The organism is Aeromonas sp. 603607 (assembly GCF_049171595.1).
Taxonomy (GTDB): domain Bacteria; phylum Pseudomonadota; class Gammaproteobacteria; order Enterobacterales; family Aeromonadaceae; genus Aeromonas; species Aeromonas veronii.
This window is the reverse complement of record NZ_JAAKOV010000006.1, coordinates 71,979-88,935: the sequence shown is the minus strand read 5'-3', so window position 1 is coordinate 88,935 and position 16,957 is coordinate 71,979. Positions and strand designations below refer to the sequence as shown.

Annotated in this window: 19 protein-coding genes; 6 read left to right on the top strand and 13 right to left on the bottom strand. The window is 55.7% G+C overall.

What is annotated here, in order from left to right; all coding sequences use genetic code 11:
• Nucleotides 1-2: 2 nt before the first annotated feature.
• Entirely contained in the window at nt 3-650 is a 648-nt protein-coding gene (locus G5315_RS07925; RefSeq protein ID WP_216952274.1) for an AAA family ATPase, read from the top strand.
• Nucleotide 651: 1 nt separating this feature from the next.
• Complete coding sequence (locus G5315_RS07920; RefSeq protein WP_216952276.1) at nt 652-1,020, top strand: CopG family transcriptional regulator; 369 nt, start codon at nt 652-654, stop codon at nt 1,018-1,020.
• A 735-nt stretch (nt 1,021-1,755) separates the two neighbouring features.
• Here the strand turns inward: G5315_RS07920 and hemN are convergent.
• From hemN to G5315_RS07900, 4 genes are all read right to left on the bottom strand, one after another.
• Nucleotides 1,756-3,129 carry an oxygen-independent coproporphyrinogen III oxidase gene (hemN, locus tag G5315_RS07915; protein ID WP_266135228.1) on the bottom strand — a complete coding sequence of 458 codons (1,374 nt, stop codon included), beginning with the start codon at nt 3,127-3,129 and terminating at the stop codon, nt 1,756-1,758.
• A 31-nt stretch (nt 3,130-3,160) separates the two neighbouring features.
• Complete coding sequence (locus G5315_RS07910) at nt 3,161-3,601, bottom strand: DUF2489 domain-containing protein (RefSeq protein WP_421332881.1); 441 nt, start codon at nt 3,599-3,601, stop codon at nt 3,161-3,163.
• Between the two features lie 11 nt (nt 3,602-3,612).
• A complete protein-coding gene (yihI, locus tag G5315_RS07905; protein WP_266135229.1) occupies nt 3,613-4,200 on the bottom strand; it encodes a Der GTPase-activating protein YihI in 588 nt (195 codons plus the stop codon).
• An 837-nt stretch (nt 4,201-5,037) separates the two neighbouring features.
• Entirely contained in the window at nt 5,038-5,655 is a 618-nt protein-coding gene (locus G5315_RS07900; protein ID WP_005339710.1) for a c-type cytochrome, read from the bottom strand.
• 142 nt (nt 5,656-5,797) lie between these two features.
• On the opposite strand from G5315_RS07900, the gene yihA reads away from it, so the two are divergent.
• Nucleotides 5,798-6,454 carry a ribosome biogenesis GTP-binding protein YihA/YsxC gene (gene yihA, locus G5315_RS07895; RefSeq protein ID WP_064337553.1) on the top strand — a complete coding sequence of 219 codons (657 nt, stop codon included), beginning with the start codon at nt 5,798-5,800 and terminating at the stop codon, nt 6,452-6,454.
• Between the two features lie 777 nt (nt 6,455-7,231).
• Here yihA and G5315_RS07890 read toward each other — a convergent pair.
• The 9 genes from G5315_RS07890 to G5315_RS07850 form a co-directional block, all read right to left on the bottom strand.
• The gene (locus G5315_RS07890; protein WP_069555578.1) at nt 7,232-7,492 is read right to left on the bottom strand and encodes a DUF1488 domain-containing protein; all 261 of its coding nucleotides are present in this window, start codon (nt 7,490-7,492) and stop codon (nt 7,232-7,234) included.
• The gene (gene aroE, locus G5315_RS07885; protein WP_421332850.1) at nt 7,489-8,310 is read right to left on the bottom strand and encodes a shikimate dehydrogenase; all 822 of its coding nucleotides are present in this window, start codon (nt 8,308-8,310) and stop codon (nt 7,489-7,491) included. Before aroE ends, G5315_RS07890 begins: the two co-directional genes overlap by 4 nt.
• Before the next feature lie 103 nt (nt 8,311-8,413).
• Complete coding sequence (hemF, locus tag G5315_RS07880; RefSeq protein ID WP_421332849.1) at nt 8,414-9,322, bottom strand: oxygen-dependent coproporphyrinogen oxidase; 909 nt, start codon at nt 9,320-9,322, stop codon at nt 8,414-8,416.
• A gap of 112 nt (nt 9,323-9,434) precedes the next feature.
• Complete coding sequence (locus tag G5315_RS07875; protein WP_421263270.1) at nt 9,435-9,995, bottom strand: Sua5/YciO/YrdC/YwlC family protein; 561 nt, start codon at nt 9,993-9,995, stop codon at nt 9,435-9,437.
• A gap of 135 nt (nt 9,996-10,130) precedes the next feature.
• A complete protein-coding gene (purE, locus tag G5315_RS07870) occupies nt 10,131-10,634 on the bottom strand; it encodes a 5-(carboxyamino)imidazole ribonucleotide mutase (RefSeq protein ID WP_005339704.1) in 504 nt (167 codons plus the stop codon).
• A 74-nt stretch (nt 10,635-10,708) separates the two neighbouring features.
• Nucleotides 10,709-11,266 (bottom strand): type I DNA topoisomerase, encoded by a 558-nt coding sequence (locus tag G5315_RS07865; RefSeq protein ID WP_005339702.1) that lies wholly within the window; start codon nt 11,264-11,266, stop codon nt 10,709-10,711.
• Nucleotides 11,267-11,321: 55 nt separating this feature from the next.
• The gene (locus G5315_RS07860; RefSeq protein ID WP_005339699.1) at nt 11,322-11,795 is read right to left on the bottom strand and encodes a DUF494 family protein; all 474 of its coding nucleotides are present in this window, start codon (nt 11,793-11,795) and stop codon (nt 11,322-11,324) included.
• Nucleotides 11,788-12,903, bottom strand: a complete 1,116-nt coding sequence (dprA, locus tag G5315_RS07855) for a DNA-processing protein DprA (protein ID WP_421255738.1) — start codon at nt 12,901-12,903, stop codon at nt 11,788-11,790. Before dprA ends, G5315_RS07860 begins: the two co-directional genes overlap by 8 nt.
• A 1-nt stretch (nt 12,904) precedes the next feature.
• The gene (locus G5315_RS07850; RefSeq protein WP_421263271.1) at nt 12,905-13,999 is read right to left on the bottom strand and encodes a LysM peptidoglycan-binding domain-containing protein; all 1,095 of its coding nucleotides are present in this window, start codon (nt 13,997-13,999) and stop codon (nt 12,905-12,907) included.
• Between the two features lie 108 nt (nt 14,000-14,107).
• On the opposite strand from G5315_RS07850, the gene def reads away from it, so the two are divergent.
• The 3 genes from def to rsmB are packed head-to-tail and all read left to right on the top strand — an operon-like array spanning nt 14,108 to nt 16,930.
• Nucleotides 14,108-14,620 carry a peptide deformylase gene (gene def / locus G5315_RS07845; RefSeq protein WP_216952294.1) on the top strand — a complete coding sequence of 171 codons (513 nt, stop codon included), beginning with the start codon at nt 14,108-14,110 and terminating at the stop codon, nt 14,618-14,620.
• Between the two features lie 12 nt (nt 14,621-14,632).
• Nucleotides 14,633-15,577: a methionyl-tRNA formyltransferase gene (fmt, locus tag G5315_RS07840; RefSeq protein ID WP_368227063.1), complete on the top strand. Its 945-nt coding sequence runs from the start codon at nt 14,633-14,635 to the stop codon at nt 15,575-15,577.
• 60 nt (nt 15,578-15,637) lie between these two features.
• Nucleotides 15,638-16,930 carry a 16S rRNA (cytosine(967)-C(5))-methyltransferase RsmB gene (gene rsmB / locus G5315_RS07835; RefSeq protein WP_005341964.1) on the top strand — a complete coding sequence of 431 codons (1,293 nt, stop codon included), beginning with the start codon at nt 15,638-15,640 and terminating at the stop codon, nt 16,928-16,930.
• Nucleotides 16,931-16,957 lie beyond the last annotated feature (27 nt).

The following is a 16,957-nucleotide window of genomic DNA, read 5'->3' as shown; positions in this document are numbered from 1 at the left end:
TCATGATCTTGTTGGTCGGTGGGGAGAAGGGTGGCAGTGGCAAGAGCTGCCTGGCGCAAAATCTGGCGGTCTACCTCAGATCCCAATTTCAGGGAGAGGTGTTACTGGTCGACTGCGACCCGCAACGCACTACCTCGGACTGGATTCAGGAACGCAACGACAACCCGGATCTGCCACAAATCAACTGCGTTCAGCTCTATGGCAATATTCGCAACGATCTGCTTAGCCTGAAAAATCGCTATGACTACGTCATCGTCGATTGCGGCGGGCAAGACAACCGGGCACTGCGCTCCACCATGGCTGTCGCCACCCACGCCCTGATCCCCTTGCGCCCGAAACGCCGCGACCTCAAGACCCTGCCCCATATGGAAGATCTGATCACCACCTGCAAGATGGTCAATCCGACCCTCAATGCAGCCGTTGTGTTGACCCAATGTCCATCTTTGCCCAATCAGGTAAAGCGGATTCTCGAGGCCAAAGAGGTATGTGCCTCGTTCGGAGTCGATGTACTGAATTCCATCACCTATGGCCGCAACGTCTACGACGATAGTGAGGAAAAGGGATTATCGGTGATGGAGATAGAACCGGATGGCAAATCTGCCGAAGAGATCCGGGCCATCGCCAAAGAGTTCCTGAAAGTGGGGGTATGAGATGGGCTTGGCGGATCTGAAGAAAAAGCATCAGCTGCATCACCAGAAGAAGTTCACTGTCGATGAATTTATCGAAGATGCTGAGTTCTACGCCAAGGGTAAACCCAAGGTTGTCAGCCTTGAGTTGAGTCTGCATAGGGATGAAGCCTTGTCGGCACTGGCCTTTATCGAGAGTGGTGAGCATCTGAAGCCCAGTTTTAAAAAAGCGACCTTCTCCATGAGTACAGTGGCCATCGATGAGCTGGGTAATCTGACCCAACAAGACGGCATGAACAAGTCCCTGCTACTGCGCCTCTTTACCCACTACTTCTCTTCGCTCACCCCTGAAGAGCGCCAAACCATCTATGAGCGCCTCAACCAGCACCTATAAATACCCCATTCACTGCTCTTTTCCTGCCGTCACACCCACATTGGGTGATCACCATCAGAGCACAGAATCTGTTTCCAAAGTAACCAAAATCCCGTGTAAGAGATCTGCCATTCCACATGTAAGTAAACAGCCTAAAAGATCCTCGAGATAATCGGAAGATAGGATCTTAAAACGTGAAGGCGATTAACTTAAGTATCTGTTTATAAATGAATAAATCGAAACACACCACTTTCGAAACAGCTAATAGAAAAAACGTTTTCCATTCTGACGTTGTAGCCGGTTAGAAAATCCTTATAGTTACTCATGCACGGACGCAATGAAGTCGGTCAGGAAGACTGGCTGCCAGGGTTGGGCAAATGGACTCACCACAGGATGTGGTAAAGGACACCTCCCGGGACGGAGAAAGTGCGACGGGACAGGATGACTCGTCAGGCCAAGATGGCTAAAGGACACCCCAAAGGATTGGGAAGGGGAAACCTAAAGGAAGAGGTAAACAGTCAGGGATTGCAGGGAGCAACTTCGTTCAAGGATCTGAGCGATACGACTACCGGGGGCGACGCAAGTCGCCCCCATCTTTTTATCTGCATTTCACCGTCCCCTTGCTTGGCTCTCAATTGCTTGCCTCAGCGCAGAGACTTCTTACCAGAACCTTTCCGACCCGCTGCTTAAGCAAAAATACATATGAAAAGGGCGCCACGATGGCGCCCTTTTCTGTTTTCTAATCGGCAAACAAGCTTATATCACGCGAGAGAACTGTTGCTGGCGCGCCTTGTTGCGCAAGTACACGTCGAAACACATGCAGATATTGCGGATCAGCAGCTGCCCCGTGGAGGAGACCTCCAGACCATCCTCCGTCATACGCACCAATCCATCGTTGATGAAGGTCTGCAGCAGCTTGAGATCGTCGGCAAAATACTCTCTGAAATTGAGACCGTGCGCCTGCTCGACAGACGCAAAGTTCAGACGGAAATCACAGATAAGCCGCTTGATCACCTCACGGCGGATCAGGTCATCCTGATTGAGCGAGCAGCCTTTCCACTGGGCATGACCCAGCTCTGCAACCTGTGCGTAATAAGCCTTGAGCTCTTTCTGGTTCTGGGAATAGGCATCACCGATCATGCTGATGGAGGAGACCCCCAGCCCCAGCAGATCACAATCTCCCTGGGTGGTATAGCCCTGGAAGTTGCGGTGCAGCTTGCCCTCGCGCTGCGCCACTGCCAGCTCGTCATCGGGTTTGGCAAAATGGTCCATACCGATGAACTGGTAACCCTGACCGGTCAGGAAGGCGATGGTGTCCTGCAGCATGGCCAGTTTCTCCTGCGGCGCAGGCATATCCACCTCTTTCAACTTGCGCTGGGCGGCAAAGCGGCTCGGCAGATGGGCATAGTTGAAGATGGAGAGGCGCGCCGGATCCGTCTTGAGCACCTCTTCCAGCGTATGGTGGAAGCTGGCACGATCCTGATGCGGCAGGCCATAGATAAGGTCGAGGTTGGTCGAGCGGAAGCCAAGTTCACGGGCCCGTTCCAGCATCGCTTTAATAAAGTCGTTGTCCTGCTCGCGGTTGACTGCGACCTGCACATCCTTGTTGAAGTCCTGCACCCCGAGGCTGATGCGGTTGAAGCCGACATCTCGCAGCACATCCAGCATGGTAATGGCAATCTCGCGCGGATCGACCTCGATGCTGAACTCCCCCTCTTCGGCGAAATGGAAGTGCTCACGCAGCATGGCCATCAGACGGCGCGTTTGCGCTTCATCCAGATAGGTGGGTGTACCGCCACCCCAGTGCAGTTGGGTGACCAGACGATGCTTGAAGAGCGGGGCTTGCGCCTTGATCTCCTGCTCCAGGTAGTCGAGGTACTCGTCAGCCTTGTGCTGATGGCGGGTAATGACCTTGTTGCAGCCGCAGTAGTAGCAGAGCTTGTGACAGAAAGGGATATGCACGTAGAGCGACAGATTGCGCTCGGGATACTGGCCGGCAGCGCGGACAAAATCCGGATAGCCGAAGCTCTCGTTGAACTCCAGCGCAGTAGGATAAGAGGTGTATCGCGGGCCACTGTAGTTATATTTTTCGATCAGGGCCTGATCCCACACAATCTGTTCTGCTTGCACGCTCGCTTCCTCTCTTGTTGTTATTGTTGGCTCACGGACCTAACTGAAAATCCTTCAGCTGGGCCACATCCTTGAGGATCTGAGCCTCCAGCTCGGCCTCGTAGCCGCTGCGTTCGAGATCCATCTTCATCACTTCATTGCGCTTGAGGGCGCGTCTGGCCTCATGGGTCGGCATATCTTTCACCTTCTCATACAGCCCGTACAGACCCGGGAACTCGGCAACGAACGCTCGTCCCCCCTTGATCTGCAACGCATCCAGCAGATTGGTCAGCCGAATGGCGCCTTCGGAGTAATCGCACTGCCCCTCCTGCACCGCATGAGCAATGACCCGTACGCTCTCCAGAATTCGTTCATTGCGAGCAGTAATAGCCCGCCACTGCATCGCTTGCTGCCGTCTCAGCCTGGCCAGCAGCATGCCTGCATAGATGGCCAACCCTGACAAAATCAGGCCGCCCAACAGGGCGGCCAGCATCCATCCACTCATCACTTTTTCTTCGGCTCAGGCTTGGGTTCCGGCTTGAAATCGACCTGGTTGAAACGGTCCCACAACTCCTCTTCGGAGGCCGGTTTCTGCTCGTCGAACTCGGCGTCATCGCCATCATCAAACGGCAGCTCATCATCTTCATCATCGTCGTTGTCGATGATGCCCAGCTCATCCATCAGCTCCTGATAACGGTCGACACGCTGATCAACCCAGGCCTGCTCGGCCGCTTCCAGGGTTTCACCGGCATCAAGACGATCCAGCAGATCATTCAAGCGGTCATCGTTTTCGATGGAAGCCAGCTCCTGCTCGGGCGTCATCACCAGCTTCTTCTCTTTCACCGCCTTGGGTGCTGCCGGCTTCTTCTGTTTGTCATCCACCACCAGAACTACCGGCTTGCGGGAACCGATACGCGGATCTGTGGACTGGCTGTTGCCAGACTTGTTCTTCGGCTGTTCAACTTGCTGACGAGAACCAGCCTTCAGGCCTTTGCGCTTGGCAGCCCGTTTACGCTCACGGCCTTCCTGAGCACTGACATCAGATTCTTTGCGCTTGCCAGTAGGCTTGCGAGTGGGTTGTTTGGCAGACATGAATGGCTAACTCCGAAAAATAACTGGTTTGACCCGTACCCGGGATGATTTCACCCGGTGGGATACGATGCGAGGAACAGTAAGGCTGGAACAAGAGCAGGATCCCGCACCAATCCGGCCCAATCAGGCCACTGAACACCGCAGGATCGGTATCCTCTGGGCATGTTGCTGGTATTTTGACACAGAATGGCTAATCGGGTTAATGACCCAAAAGAAAAAAGGCAGCCGAAGCTGCCTTGATATGTTCATGCGTGCGCCATCCTGAATGGCAAAACAATCTGTTTCGTCCTCTCCGTGACAACTTGTCGCCGCATCATATCATTGTGTGGTCATCCTGACCTTATATTGGTCGTTCCTGAATGTGCGTGTGCCTGTTTGACCCGTCTCGACCGCATCCTGCCATCGTGCCGGGGAGTCTGCATCCCGCAACCCCATCCCGCTCCGGAGATGGTCACCATCCTGATCCTTCAATCCTTTGCCAGCTCATCCGAGCCCATGGCATCCCGCCACGCCAGCCATCCTCTGCTCACAACACCCTGTCGTGAAACCGCCACCCAATCCGTGGGTGAATCCATTAAGCCTACTGTACCAACTCTATAAAGCAGCTCAATCCACTCAAAACATTCTCAACATGTCGAAAAATATCAATATTTATATAATTCATTGATAAATAATGATTATTTAATATTTTATGCAATTTTATGAGCCTTGGCCTGCCTTGAGAATGGGAGATCTCTTACAGAACGGGGGGATTAAACCGAGAATTATCTGAAAGCCATAAAAACAACGGGGAGCCCAAGCTCCCCGTTTCAACTCAAATCGACCGTATCGACTATATCAGTGCAGACCCGCCACATATTTGGAGAGGGCTTCGATATCCTGATCAGTCAGTTTCTTGGCAACGTCCCGCATCATGCCATTCGGATCGTTGTCACGCGTCCCGGCACGGAATGCGGTGAGCTGAGCCTTGATATAGGCAGGATGCTGGCCGGACAGGTTGGGATACTTCGCCTGTTCGACACCCGAGCCACGGGGACCATGGCAAGCCGTACAAGCTGCCAGACCGCGACTCATGTCACCACCCATATAGAGTGCCTTGCCCGCTTCGACCACGTCGTCAGGGACAGCGATAGGGGTAACCTTCAGGCTGGAGAAATAAGCCGCCAGGTCATCCATGTCCTGTTCCGACAAAGGTAACGCCATCGGCCCCATCACTGGCGCAACCCGGCCAATTTGACCAGAAGCGGCAGCCTTCAGTTCAACTAACTGTTTTTTGATATATGATGCGTGCTGACCAGCAATTTTGGGGTACATATCAACCAGGCTGTTTCCGTCCGGTCCATGACAAGCCGCACAAACGGCAGCCTTGGTCTGTCCCGCAGCGGCATCGCCCTTGGCTTGTGCCATCCCCGTTACGCCAACCATCAGAGCAAGAGTAATGACTAGGTTCTTCATGGCGTTCCAACTTTTCGTTATTAGGCTTCCAGATCCCATGCCGCTGAAGGCATGTTAAAATAAACGCGTTTAAGCGACGCTATTTTACACCATTTTACAAAAAAGTAACTCTATAACCCTCTATCTCCATGGGGAATTTACGTTGGATACACAAACTCTGAATTTCAATAAGGTGCATTTTGTGACCAGCGCACCCGACATCCGTCACCTGCCAAATGATGGAGGTGTCGAGATCGCGTTTGCCGGCCGTTCCAACGCCGGTAAGTCATCTGCATTGAACACCTTAACCAAACACAAGAACTTGGCGCGCACCAGTAAGACACCCGGTCGTACCCAGCTGATCAACCTGTTTGAGCTGGAACCGGGCAAGCGTCTGGTCGACTTGCCGGGTTATGGTTATGCGCAAGTTCCGCTGGAAATGAAGCTCAAGTGGCAAAAGTCACTGGCAGAGTATCTGCAGCGCCGTGAGTCATTGAAAGGTCTGGTGATCCTGATGGACATCCGCCACCCGCTCAAAGATACCGACATGAACATGCTGGAGTGGAGCTCGCACCGTCAGTTGCCCGTCATGCTGCTGCTGACCAAGGCTGACAAATTGAGCCCAGGCCCACGCAACAACCAAGTGATCAAGGTGCGCCAGGCCGTTGCCAACCTCGGTTCCCAGATCCAGGTCGAAGCGTTCTCCTCCCTCACCAATATCGGTGTGGAAAAGCTGGCGAAAACCCTGACCGAATGGTACGTCAGTGGTGACGATACCGACCTGCTGAACGCTGACGAACAGCAACCTGCCGAGGAGTAATCTACTCCTCGCTCTCCTTGCAATTGGCGGAGCACTCCTCCGCTGATTGAAAGGGTTTCAGATTGCCGCTTTCACCTGCCTCACGACAAACACCCCGCATTCGCCTCCCCGGCTATATCCATTACTGCTTACAGTTCATATAGATAGGTAGTTGATTCACGCAAGGAATTAACATCTAAAGACGTTGAGAGCGTTTTCAAATTCGTTCTTTCAAAACGAACAATAATTACAAAAATAGACAAAAATGAAATTTAATTACAAGATCTAACCAAAAGGGATAAAAATGAGGCCGGACGACAGTGATGCCATCCAGCCTGAAATAATAAGTTCAAAAAATTGGGAAGAAGCTGAATCTTGAGTACCAGACGACAGGTATTCCTCAAGAAGCAGCCTCATTCTATCAAATGCATCGCTAATTTAAAGCATTTACTCTAAATTATGCGCATAAAAAAAACACCCCGACGAGAATCTCATCGGGGCAGCTATTCAGCCACATTCAATTACGTGAAATAAAAGGTCTGAAAGATAGAACATCTTACCTCTGTACCCTACGCGGACAACTGTACAGCAAAGCAGCAGAAAGTGAAAGTAATTTATGTAATTTAGTTTCACAACTTACAGATTAAGAAAAAATCTTTTATTTTCATACAGATAAAAAAATCCCCAGTACGAATACCGGGGAGTTATAAAGGTGACTAGCTAGCACTTCCTCAACTATCTAGTTAGTCAGCGCCATTTCAAAGTAGTTCCGCTACAAAACAAAAAAACTTTGAAAAATCAGAGATAGATAGCGCCATCTTCAGCAAACTCTTGTTCTTCAATGAGTTTTTCAGCAATATCTTCAATATCAAAACGCACACTTTCGAAGGCTCTGACGATGTCATCCTCTCTCGTCAGCGCCAGACCTGTCATTCTCTCCAGTCGCCGATGGCTGATGTAACAATCTATCAGCGCCCCCATCTGCTGGGCAGGAAAACGCACCCGCTGTTCGTCAGCCTGCCACTCCATCAGGTCGGGAAACAGAATCCCCTGGTTCATATCACCCCCAAGTTACGCTTCAACTCTCTCAATACCTGTTTAGTCCCGGGACGAATTCCGCGCCACACGGTAAACGCTTCGGCGGCCTGTTCCACCAGCATGCCGAGTCCATCCATGGTTTGACGGGCCCCATGCTGTTTGGCCCAACTGATAAAGGCCGTATCCGAGGCGCCATACATCATGTCGTAGATGGCAATATCCGTGTGGATCAGGGCGGGAGCCAACGGCGGCAGCTCCCCTTGCAGGCTGGCGGAGGTAGAGTTGATGACGAGATCGAATGACCCTGCCAACTGCTCATAGGTCTGGGCAGTCACATGCCCCAGATCGCAGAATTCGGCAGCCAACTGTTGCGCTTTTGCGTGGGTGCGGTTGGCGATCACCAGCTCGCTCGGCAACTCGGCCAGTAGCGGCGCCAATGCACCGCGAGCCGCGCCACCGGCACCCAGCAGCAGGATCCGGCTATCCGCCAGCGTCACACCATGGGACTTGAGATCGGCGACCAGACCGGCGCCATCGGTATTATCCCCCAGCAACACGCCATCATCGGTCAGCTTGATGGTATTGACCGCGCCCGCCCGCTTGGCCCTTGGGCTCAAGTGATCGACCAGAGTGAATGCCTGCTCCTTGAAGGGAACGGTGACATTGCATCCCTTGCCCCCTTGGTCAAAGAAGGTGCGCAGGGCTTGGGCAAACTCGTCGACGGCGGGTTCAGCCAGCCCATACTCCAGCTCTTGCTGGGTTTGTCTGGCAAACAGGGTGTGAATGAAGGGGGACTTGCTGTGGCGCACCGGGTGGCCAAAAACCAGATAACGATCCATCAAAGAGTTCCATCAGAGGGCAATATTCCGATTTAACGGGTTTTCGCACTCGGGAACAAGCCGAATATCGGCCAGTAAAAAGGGGCCATCATGGCCCCTCGGGTCACAGCCATTCTCGCGGCGTGAGATAGTCGGTATAGAGCAAGGCTTCAGGAGTGCCCACCTCCGGCTGCCAGTCATACTCCCAACGTGCCAGCGGTGGCATCGACATCAGGATCGACTCGGTACGTCCGCCGGTCTGCAGCCCGAACAGGGTGCCACGGTCATACACCAGATTGAACTCCACATAACGACCGCGACGATAGAGCTGGAACTCCCGCTCCCGCTCACCATAGGGCAGTGCCTTGCGTCGCTCGATGATCGGCAGGTAGGCATCGAGATAACCCCGACCGACCGCCTGCATAAAGGCAAAGCAGTCGGCAAAGGGCCAGCGATTCAGATCGTCGAAGAAGAGACCGCCCACCCCCCGCGTCTCGTTGCGGTGTTTGAGGAAGAAGTAGCGATCGCACCAGGATTTGAACTCTGGGTAGATATCATCACCAAATGGCTGGCAGAGATCACGGGAGACCTGATGCCAGTGCCGGACATCCTCGGCAAACGGGTAGAAAGGCGTCAAATCGAAACCACCGCCAAACCACCAAATGGGCTCTTCACCCTCTTTCTCGGCGATGAAGAAACGGACGTTGGCGTGGCTGGTCGGCACATAGGGGTTGTGCGGATGGATCACCAGCGACACGCCCATCGCCTCGAACTTGCGACCGGCCAACTCTGGCCGATGGGCTGTAGCAGAGGCAGGCATGGCATCGCCATACACATGGGAGAAGTTGACGCCCCCCTGCTCGATCACCGCACCGTGGCGCAGCACACGGGTGCGACCACCGCCACCGCCTTCACGGCTCCAGGCATCTTCCACAAAGTGTCCACTGCCATCGGCCTGCTCCAGACCCCGGCAGATCTCGTCCTGCAACTGCAACAGGAAGGCCTTGACCTGGGCCACATCCGGTTTGCTCATCTTGTCTCCAGTCAGGCAGGATCGTGAACGCCCTGTCCATTTTTATAGTTGAATCAATCCGATGAGCTCACCGCTCAGCGGATTGATAGCAAATCATGACGTATCCGCCTGCTCAGGAGGGGCGAATAATGGCGCCGGTTCGGGCGTCCTTGATCTCTGATGGGTTGGCTTGACCACCCACTTCCCCGGGCAGGATATAGGCTAACTTGCTTGCCAGCCGCTCACCAATATCGGCCACCCGACGGGCAGGCTCCTCACCGGTCAAGTTGGCACTGGTAGAGACCAGCGGCTTACCAAAGGCACGGCACAACGCCTGCACCTGAGGATGAGCCGTCACGCGTACCGCCAGGGTCTCGAACTGCCCGGTCAGCCAGACCGGCGTCGTCGCACGGGCAGGCATGATCCAGGTAAAAGGACCGGGCCAGCTGGCTTCAACCCGAGCCAGTTGTTCACCGCTAAGTTGGCTCAGATCGATGTAATCCTGCAATTGCGCCACGTCGGCAGCAATCAGGATCAACCCTTTCTCTACCGGACGCTGTTTGATGGCCAGCAGTCGCTGCACCGCCACTTCGGAGTCGGGATCACATCCCAGACCAAACACGGCCTCGGTCGCATAGGCAATCACCCCTTCCTGCTGGAGGGCGGCAACTGCCTGTTCAAATTCATTTGGCATAGGAAAAATGCGGCAGCCACGCTGCCGCCTCGTCACTTAGTAGCAAGTTGAATCCGTATGGCGGCGACCATGGCAAAGTGACGTGTTGCTGTTGCACAGGAAAAATACGACACATCCGGATCGCCACCTATTCACTTACTTGAGTTGAGCCTGCAGGGCGGCATCCTTAGCCATCACCTCTTCGGCATTCTTCTGGCGTTCGGCCCGAACCTTGGCCGCCAGTTCATCATCGGCTACTGCCAGCATCTGGGCTGCCAGATAACCTGCGTTCTTGGCACCGGCTTTGCCGATCGCCACGGTCGCTACCGGTACACCACCCGGCATCTGCACGGTGGAGAGCAGCGCATCCAGCCCCTTGAGCGGACCACCGTCGATGGGCACCCCGATCACGGGACGAGTCGTGATGCCGGCTACGGCACCCGCCAGATGCGCAGCCAGACCGGCAGCACAGATAAAGACCTTGCAGCCACGGGCCTCGGCATCGGTCACATACTGATGGGTCGCAGCTGGCGTGCGGTGCGCGGAGGTGACTTTGACTTCCACTGCGATATCAAATGACTTGAGCACCTCGAGGGTGGTCTGCATCACGGGGAAATCAGAATCAGAGCCCATCAATACGGCAACAAAGGGTTTATTCATGGTGGGAATTTCCTTACTCCAAGTGGGGGGTTGAAGTTCACCGAAAACGTTTCAATCCGGTTGCGGCGGCGGGATTATACCTGCTCACTTTGGTGGCCGCATTTCTTTTGCGGACAGACCCAACGCAGAGTTCCCCTCACTTTTTTCTCTACCATGATGCCCCAACCACACGCGGGACAAGGCATGGGGATCGGTTTGTCGTTCACCACATATTTGCAGTGTGGATAGCCATCACAAGAGTAAAACTGCTTGCCGTAGCGGGAGGTGCGGCTCACCAGATGACCCTTGCCGCACTCGGGGCAGAGTATCTGGGTATCGTCACTCTCCTGCAGGGATTCGATGTGCTGACAGGCCGGATACTGGGTACAACCGACAAAGAGACCGTAACGCCCCTTCTTGATCGCCAGCGGCTCTCCGCAATCGGGACAGGCAGAGCCTTCGAGCACCTTTTCGATGTCGCGGCCGGATGGCGTCAGGGAGCGGATGTAATCACAGGCAGGATAGGCAGAACAGCCGAGAAAGGGGCCATGTTTGCCCTGGCGGATCACCAGCTCGGCCCCGCACTGCGGGCACGGCTCGCGCTCGAAGGCATGTTCGTGGGCTGAAAAGAGGTGATGATCGATTTTTGACATGGGCCGCGCCTTGAAAACCAGATGGCCTGAATTCTACCAGCGCGGCACCGGACTGTCAGTGAATGACGCCGTCTGACTCATCAAACACCAGCTCTTCCATCTGCTGGTAGGCATTTTCACTGCCCGGCACGTTGAACAGCACCATCATGACGACCCACTTGAGGTCATCCAGCTCGATATCCGGCTTGTCCAGTTCGAGCAGGCGCTCGATACAGATCTCGCGGGTTTCGGCATTCAGCACCTGGGCCTGTTCCAGAAAGAGCAGGAAGCCGCGGCACTCGGTGCTGAGGCGTGCTAGCTCTTGCGGAGCATAGATACGCATCGAGCCTTGCGCGCTGGCGGTGACATAGACCTCCCGCTCGCTGTCGTGCAGATTGGCCAGCCGCTCCAGCCAGTCGAGCGCCTTGTCGATCTCTTCTTTATCGAAACCGGCCCGGCTCAACTCGTCGGTGAGCTCATCCTGCTCGACCATCACATCTGCATCGCTGTGGATGTAGGTCTCGAAAAGGTACATCAATACATCAAACATGATTCGCCCTCCTCGCTCTGACGTATCCACCGGCTACCGCCATCACTGCACCGGCCAGCTCCAGCTCTACCAACCTGCCCAATACCACTTCGACAGGAAGCTGGGCCCGCTCGGCAACGGTATCCACGCTCGTGGTCTCATAATCTACGTTATCCAACAAATCGGCATAAGGCAATTCGCTATTATGCGGTTGCTCAGATGGTATGACCGACGGATGTGGCCGTGCGATCCACTCTGGCAGCTCTTCCACTATATCGGCCGCACTCAGCACAAGTTTGGCCCCCTGCTGAATTAATCTGTTGCACCCTATCGCCTGGGCGTTTTGCAGGGCACCGGGTACCGCAAACACTTCGCGCCCCTGCTCAAGCGCATAACGGGCGGTGATCAGCGAACCGCTCTGCTCGGTCGCCTCCACCACCAGAGTTCCCAGCGACAGACCACTGATAATACGGTTGCGACGAGGAAAATGTTCAGCCAGCGGTCCTTTATCCGGTGCCAGCTCGGAGATAAGCAAGCCACCGCTCTCCAGAATCTGGCCTGCCAGCCCCTGGTGGCGTTTGGGGTAGAGGCAATCCAGCCCGGAACCCAACACGGCAAGGGTGATACCGCCACAAGCCAGCGCTTGGTGATGGCAAACACCATCGATACCGAGCGCAAGACCCGAGGTGATGGCTAACCCGCATCCAACCAGCTCGCTACAGAGGCGGGAGGCATTATCTTTACCTGCATAGGTAGGATGGCGTGTCCCCACCATTGCCAGCTGGGGTAGCGACAGCGCAGCAAGATCGCCACGACAGTAGAGCAACAGGGGAGCTGCGGGAATTTCCCGCAACAAGGGTGGATAAATCGGGTGATCTTGCGGAATAAGGATATTGTCAGGCAAAGCGGCCCAAGCCAGGCTCTGCTCAACCACCGGCGAGGGCCAGCGCAGTTGCCTGACCTGCTCTGACGACAGCCCCATACCATACAGTTGCGCTTCATCGCTCTGAAACAGGGCATCAATCGAACCACCGCTCTGCTCCAGCAGTCGAACTGCGGTTACAGGGCCGATTCCGGTAACCGCATTGAGGGTTAACCAGAGCGCCAAGCGCTCATCGGGGTAGTTCACGTCAGAAGTGAGTGACCTGATAACCCGAGCTCACCATGTCCTTGCTCTGCATGATGAGGCCATAACTCAGCTTGTCATACACCTTGAACAACATGACGCGGGCAATAGCTTCAGAGGGCAGTGGTGCCTTCTGGTTGCCACTACTGTAGAACACCTTGTCGTAGACAGAGGAGAACTCCTTGTATTGCACTGCACCATTCTTGGTGACCAGCGCAACCCCCGGACGCCGAACATCGAGCACATCGCCCGCGGAGAGTTGATCCCTAGCGCCTTTGTTAATCAAGACCACATCAAACTTGCCCCCTCCCCTGGCTTTGCTCGGCAAGTCGATGATGTAGCCAGGGGCAATCGCCGGGGCAGCCTTGGGCATGAAAACCGCAGGCATGTTCTCCTGAGGGGGCAGCTCCATAATCTTGTCACCTTGCAATACTTCACGCTGGTTGTGGGTGAGAGTCACTTCGGTCCGATCACCATCCAGCAGCGCTACCGCACGCACCACGCCTGCAAAGATGGCCTCCTGACCCAAAAGCTCACCTGTCTCGCGATCCTTGTAGACCACCCCGGGATGATAGATGCCATACATCTTGCCCGGTATCAGAGCTCCCTGCACATAGAGGGTGTCCCCCTCAAGCATTCCAATGTGCTTTTCGTCGGAACCCAGCAAATAGGGCAGCATTTTCTGCTGCTGACTGTCGGCCAAGATATGGTCCGTCTGCAAAAAGGGGCCTATCTCGCTGAAGGGCAGAGTAGGGATAGGATTTGCCTTGCTCTCATAACGGGTTTTCGGGCCGAGACGGATGACCTGTTTGCCCCCCTGCATCGCTTTGCCCAGCCGGGGCTCACCATTGACCCAGCTCAGGTGCAGCACGTCCCCTGGGTAGATCCAGTGCGGATTGGAAATCTGTGGATTGATGTTCCAGAGCCGGGGCCACAGCCATGGCTCAGAGAGATATTTGCCGGAGATATCCCACAGGGTATCGCCTTTTTGCACTACATAGCTTTCGGGATAACCCGCTTTCAACCTCAGCTGATCGGCCAGAGCGGCTTGGCTCATGGTCACCAGCAGGCAGGTGAGGATGGTTTGCTTCAGATACATAACACTCCCTGTTACCTCTGCGCGCAAAGTGTTGCTGTTTTTTGTCGGCGTAAATGACTAGAATTACGCCAATATTGACTGCATTTATACGAAACTAAAGAAAAAACTATGGCCATTCTAGATGTATTGCGTTTTCCCGATGAGCGTCTGCGTACTATCGCAGCCCCTGTCGAGACCTTTACACCCGAGTTACAACAAATTGTAGATGATATGTTCGAAACCATGTATGCGGAGGAAGGCATTGGCCTGGCCGCAACGCAGGTGGATATTCATCAACGCATCATAGTGATCGATGTCTCTGAAAACCGTGAAGATCCTCTGGTATTGATCAATCCGGAAGTGATCTCCCAGTGTGGCAGCACCGGCATTGAAGAGGGTTGTCTCTCCGTGCCTGGCAGCCGCGCTCTGGTGCCTCGCGCTGAGCAGATCAAGATCCGCGCCCTGGATCGCCACGGCAAACCGTTCGAGCTGGAAGCGGACGACCTGCTCGCCATCTGTATCCAGCATGAGATGGACCACCTGATGGGCAAGTTGTTCGTGGATTACCTGTCCCCGCTCAAGCGCCAGCGCATTCGCCAGAAGCTGGAAAAGATGGCCCGTGAAGATCGCAAAGTCCTCTGAGGATCTGCCCCGTTGAATAAGCTGAAACTGATTTTTGCCGGTACTCCCGACTTCGCCGCCCGTCACCTGGCGGCGTTGTTGTCTTCCGACCACGAGGTCGTTGCCGTTTATACCCAACCCGACAAGCCCGCCGGCCGTGGCCAGAAGCTCACCGCCAGCCCGGTCAAAGAGCTGGCACTGGCCCACAACCTGCCGGTTTACCAGCCCGCTACCCTGCGCAAGGAAGAGGCGCAAGCCGAACTGGCCGCCCTTGGCGCAGACCTGATGGTCGTGGTGGCCTATGGCTTGATCCTGCCCAAGGCGGTACTCGATACCCCGCGTCTGGGCTGCATCAACGTCCATGGCTCCCTGCTGCCCCGCTGGCGTGGCGCGGCACCGATCCAGCGCTCCATCTGGGCGGGCGATGCCGAAACAGGTGTCACCATCATGCAGATGGATGTGGGGCTGGATACCGGCGCCATGATCCGCAAGGTAAGCTGCCCCATCGCCGCCGACGAGACCTCCGCCAGCCTCTATGACAAGCTGGCAGAGCTGGGTCCGCAGGCGCTGGTCGACACCATCGGTGCCATGGCTGCCGGTGAAACCGCTGCCGAGGCGCAAGATGATGCGCTGGCCAACTACGCCGAAAAGCTCTCCAAGGAAGAGGCCCGCATAGACTGGTCGATGGAAGCTGTTGCCATCGAACGCTGTATTCGCTCGTTCAACCCCTGGCCCATCAGCTGGTTTGAAGTAGCTGACCAGACCGTCAAGGTATGGCAAGCCGCCGTCATCGACATCGACCACGGCCAACCCGCCGGCACCCTGCTCAAGGCCGACAAGCAGGGGATCGATATCGCGACCGGCAAAGGGGTACTGCGCCTGCTGACCCTGCAACCGCCCGGCAAGAAGGCGATGTCCGTTTCGGATCTGCTCAACTCTCGCCGCGACTGGTTTGAACCCGGCACGCAATTGAATTGAACTGGATTGAATTGACACAAGCGGGGCCCAGGCCCCGACTTGCGCATCTAAGGTAACTCTATGAAAACACGTGCACAGGCCGCTCTCGTTATTCAACAGGTGCTGGATCAGGGTCAATCCCTCTCCGCTGTTCTGCCTGCTGCCCAGGAGAAGGTCGCGCCTCGCGATCGCGCTCTCCTGCAAGAACTCTGCTACGGCACCCTGCGCTGGCTGCCCCGCCTCGATGCGGCAGTCAACGAGATGATGGACAAGCCGCTCAAGAACAAGAGCCGCATTTTCCACTACCTCATTCTGGTCGGTCTCTATCAGCTCATCTACACCCGCATTCCGGCTCACGCCGCGGTGGCCGAGACCGTCAACGCCGTCAAACTGCTCAAAGGCACCTCACTGCGTGGCCTCATCAACGGCGTACTGCGCAACTTCCAGCGCAGCGCCGAAGTCATTCTGCTGCGCATCGACCGCGTTCCCAGCATTCGCCTCGGTCATCCGGAGTGGCTCACCAAGCGCCTGCGTCAGGCCTATCACGATGAGTGGGAATTCATCATGGAGGCGAACAACCAGCGCCCCCCCATGTGGATCCGCAACAACAGCCAGCGCCAGAGCCGCGATGCCATGCTGGCTCGCATGGCCGAAGCTGGCATCAATGCAGTGGCCGGTGAAGAGGGCGAGGATTGCATCCTGCTGGAGCGTCCTTGCGATGTGACCAAACTGCCCGGCTTTGAAGTGGGTGACTGCTCGGTACAGGATGGAGCAGCACAACAGGCTGCGGCACTGCTCGACCCGCAACCGGGCGAGTGGGTGCTGGATGCCTGCGCGGCCCCCGGTGGCAAGACTGCCCACCTGCTGGAGCGGCAACCCAAACTGGCTGGCGTGGTTGCCGTCGATGCCGATGAAAACCGCCTCAAGCGGGTGCAGGAGAACCTGGATCGCATCGGCCTGACCGCCAAAGTGATCCACGGCGATGCCGCGGCACCGGAACAGTGGTGGCCGGAGGGCCAGTTCGACCGCATTCTGCTGGATGCCCCCTGCTCTGCCACCGGCGTGATCCGCCGCCATCCCGACATCAAGTGGCTACGCCGTGATCAGGACATTCGCGAGCTGGCCGAGTTGCAACGCCGCATTCTCAATGCCCTCTGGGGCAAGCTGAAAAGCGGCGGCACCCTGCTCTACGCTACCTGCTCCGTCCTGCCGGAAGAGAACCGCGACCAGATCCGCGCCTTCCTTGCCGCGACCAAAGATGCCAAATTGGTACCGTTGCACGAACAGGATACCCCGGACTGCCCGGGTCGCCAGTTCCTGCCGGGTGAAGCCGAGATGGATGGCTTCTACTACGCCAAACTGGTCAAGCTCTGAACCTGGCATGACAAACCTCATTCGGGA

Excerpts from the sequence above, each read along its gene's own strand:
- G5315_RS07925 (WP_216952274.1), top strand. The coding sequence starts at position 3 with ATGATCTTGTTGGTCGGTGGGGAGAAGGGTGGCAGTGGCAAGAGCTGC.
- G5315_RS07920 (WP_216952276.1), top strand. The coding sequence starts at position 652 with ATGGGCTTGGCGGATCTGAAGAAAAAGCATCAGCTGCATCACCAGAAG.
- G5315_RS07910 (WP_421332881.1), bottom strand. The coding sequence starts at position 3,601 with ATGCTGGCCGCCCTGTTGGGCGGCCTGATTTTGTCAGGGTTGGCCATC.
- yihI (WP_266135229.1), bottom strand. The coding sequence starts at position 4,200 with ATGTCTGCCAAACAACCCACTCGCAAGCCTACTGGCAAGCGCAAAGAA.
- G5315_RS07900 (WP_005339710.1), bottom strand. The coding sequence starts at position 5,655 with ATGAAGAACCTAGTCATTACTCTTGCTCTGATGGTTGGCGTAACGGGG.
- G5315_RS07890 (WP_069555578.1), bottom strand. The coding sequence starts at position 7,492 with ATGAACCAGGGGATTCTGTTTCCCGACCTGATGGAGTGGCAGGCTGAC.
- aroE (WP_421332850.1), bottom strand. The coding sequence starts at position 8,310 with ATGGATCGTTATCTGGTTTTTGGCCACCCGGTGCGCCACAGCAAGTCC.
- hemF (WP_421332849.1), bottom strand. The coding sequence starts at position 9,322 with ATGAGCAAACCGGATGTGGCCCAGGTCAAGGCCTTCCTGTTGCAGTTG.
- G5315_RS07875 (WP_421263270.1), bottom strand. The coding sequence starts at position 9,995 with ATGCCAAATGAATTTGAACAGGCAGTTGCCGCCCTCCAGCAGGAAGGG.
- purE (WP_005339704.1), bottom strand. The coding sequence starts at position 10,634 with ATGAATAAACCCTTTGTTGCCGTATTGATGGGCTCTGATTCTGATTTC.
- G5315_RS07865 (WP_005339702.1), bottom strand. The coding sequence starts at position 11,266 with ATGTCAAAAATCGATCATCACCTCTTTTCAGCCCACGAACATGCCTTC.
- G5315_RS07860 (WP_005339699.1), bottom strand. The coding sequence starts at position 11,795 with ATGTTTGATGTATTGATGTACCTTTTCGAGACCTACATCCACAGCGAT.
- G5315_RS07850 (WP_421263271.1), bottom strand. The coding sequence starts at position 13,999 with ATGTATCTGAAGCAAACCATCCTCACCTGCCTGCTGGTGACCATGAGC.
- def (WP_216952294.1), top strand. The coding sequence starts at position 14,108 with ATGGCCATTCTAGATGTATTGCGTTTTCCCGATGAGCGTCTGCGTACT.
- rsmB (WP_005341964.1), top strand. The coding sequence starts at position 15,638 with ATGAAAACACGTGCACAGGCCGCTCTCGTTATTCAACAGGTGCTGGAT.